Below are 2197 nucleotides of genomic sequence, written 5' to 3'. Positions count from 1 at the left end.
GTGCGGCTTGTTCCTACTAGGAGCCTCTAGAAAATAGAGGGGTATGAGTAGGGGACTTCGCGAGGAATAAAAACCTCAAAAGTCTAACTGTCTAACGGATGCGGGTGAAAACCCCGCCCTTCAGGAGAGAAGTGACTCCTTATCTGGCCACACCGAGCAGGCGGCAACCTCGCAGAGTGAAGCTGGCAGCAGGGCGCAATCAGGACTGAAACAGGTAGGTTCCCCGGCGCTAATAGGGAGGTGACACGGGTAAACAGATTCTAAAAAAGTGTCTCATGACAAAGCCACAGCCTGGGAAATGTGTGGACTTCATCCTCTCATTCTCGCAGCATATTGCTTGATAGCTGCAATCTCCGAGAAGAGGGTAGGCAAACTGAATCACCCTAAATCACCAAAACAATCCAAAGGACGGAACAAGTAAAAACGACAGCAAACGGTGCGACCCCGTAATTTAATTCGTCAGTGGAAAGCGCACCAGCAGAGGTCTGGGGAAGGGTCGAAACCCCGGTAAGTTATGCCAAATCTAATCCCTCCTGTCGGGTAGGATGTGACCGGAAACTGGTCACGGGTATCTAGAAAACACAAATCAATGAAGAGCATAGTTAGACACATGGTAAAACATAGTGAACTCTGGAAAGAACAAAACTGGAAAAAACTCCGGCAAAATTTATTCCGCCTACAGAGACGAGTGTTTAAAGCAGTTCAAGATGGTGACCTCAAGAAAGCTCGGTCATTACAAAAACTGATTCTAAAATCCCGTTCAGCCCAACTTTTGGCCATCCGTCAAGTGACACAGCTCAATAAAGGTAAAAGGACAGCCGGTGTTGATGGAAAGGCATCCCTCTCCTACCGAAAAAGATTCGAGCTTCTTGAGGAACTCAAAGATTATGCTTTTACCTGGAAGCATAATCGACTTAGGGAAATCCCAATACCCAAGAAAAATGGTAAAACTCGAACTCTCAAAGTCCCTACAATTGCCGATAGAGCATGGCAATGTCTAGCCAAATATGCGTTAGAACCAGCACATGAAGCCACGTTCCACGCCCGAAGTTACGGGTTCAGAACCGGAAGAAGTGCTCACGACGCTCAGAAGCTGATATTCCAGAATTTATGCTCAAATAAAAACGGCATCAACAAAAGAATAATTGAGCTAGATATCAAGAAATGTTTTGACCGCATTTCCCATAAATCCATCATGGACGGGATAATTGCACCATCAGGCTTAAAATACGGGATTTTCAAATGCTTAAAAGCAGGAGTCAATCCTGAATTCCCTGAGCAAGGAACCCCACAAGGAGGTGTCGTCAGCCCATTACTTGCCAATATCGCACTTAATGGAATAGAAGATATACACAATAGCATTCGTTACGCGGATGACATGGTAATAATTCTCAAGCCAGAAGACAATGCAGAGGAAATTCTAGATAAAATCAAGAGCTTCCTCGCCGAACGTGGAATGGAAATCAGCGCTCGAAAGACTAAGCTAACTAAAACGACAGACGGATTTGACTTCCTGGGCTGGAATTTTCGAGTCCAGAAAAACGGAAAGTTCAGAAGTTTCCCCTCACCGGAAAACTATAAAACAACCCGAAAGAAAATCAAAGCCGTGGTCAGCAACTCGAATTATGGTGCAAAAGTTAAGGCAAGAAAACTAGCCCCCATTGTTCGGGGCTGGAGAAACTACCACCGGTATTGCAAGATGGACGGCTCCCGAAATAGTTTATGGTTTGCAAATGAATCAGCACGCCGTAAATTCATAAAGGAAAAGAAAATCGACAAACACGAAGCCGTAAGGTTAGTGAACAAAGCATTTCCGGCGGTACCTTATTCAGAGAACAAACATGTCAATGTTAAAGGGACTAAGTCACCCTATGATGGTGACCTAGTTTACTGGAGCAAACGCAATAGCAAGCTCTATGATAATGCTACCTCCAAAGCCTTAACTAAGCAAAACCATTCCTGTGGACAATGTGGACACAAATTCCTAGGGGAAGAAGTCGTACACTTACATCATATTGATGGAAACCACGATAACTGGAAACCAAAGAATTTGCTAGCAGTTCATCACAGCTGCCATCAACTAATCCACGGAAGCAGACCGAAAGGTCAGGATATCTAGGAGCTGGGTGCGGTGAAAGTCGCACGCCCAGATTTGAAGGAGAGGTGCCCTGGGTAATACCAGGCATCGACTCTAACG

At 45.2% G+C, this 2197-nt stretch carries 1 protein-coding gene; it reads left to right on the top strand.

The window, feature by feature from the left end; all coding sequences use genetic code 11:
- The first annotated feature begins 610 nt into the window (after window positions 1-610).
- A complete protein-coding gene (locus F6K38_RS39920; protein WP_287360414.1) occupies window positions 611-2119 on the top strand; it encodes a group II intron reverse transcriptase/maturase in 1509 nt (502 codons plus the stop codon).
- Window positions 2120-2197 lie beyond the last annotated feature (78 nt).

The organism is Moorena sp. SIO3B2, assembly GCF_010692525.1.
Lineage (GTDB): Bacteria > Cyanobacteriota > Cyanobacteriia > Cyanobacteriales > Coleofasciculaceae > Moorena > Moorena producens.
Note: the sequence above shows the minus strand (reverse complement) of the source record. Positions and strands in the feature narration are given on the sequence as shown.